The 289-nt window shown below is 60.6% G+C and carries 1 pseudogene; it reads left to right on the top strand.

Annotated elements, in window-relative coordinates:
- Positions 1-66: 66 nt before the first annotated feature.
- Positions 67-289: pseudogene (locus EN824_RS34655) on the top strand (IS5/IS1182 family transposase); the annotation flags it as partial.

The following is a 289-nucleotide window of genomic DNA, read 5'->3' as shown; positions in this document are numbered from 1 at the left end:
GTGAACTGCGCCTGCCAAATGCCACAACCATCGTAAGCGTCCGATCGCGCACTGGACTGAAGGACAAAAGGCAAAGCGCACGCACCCTACGAATTCGGGGTGAGGGTGTCCGTGGCTACGACGCTGAAGCGTTCAAAGTGCGGTCAGTTCGCCCTGCACGCAAAGGCACTTCCCGGGAACCCCTACGACGGCACACGCTCAAAAAAATCATTCCTGCGATGGAAGACACTATCGGTGCCGAGATCGAGCGCATCCTCGCCGATGCCGGCTGCCGCGGCCACAACGCGCC

Origin of the sequence: Mesorhizobium sp. M8A.F.Ca.ET.181.01.1.1 (assembly GCF_004792025.1) — a bacterium.
Lineage (GTDB): Bacteria > Pseudomonadota > Alphaproteobacteria > Rhizobiales > Rhizobiaceae > Mesorhizobium.
The sequence above is the reverse complement of the archived record's forward strand: the minus strand, read 5'-3'. Positions and strand labels throughout refer to the sequence as shown.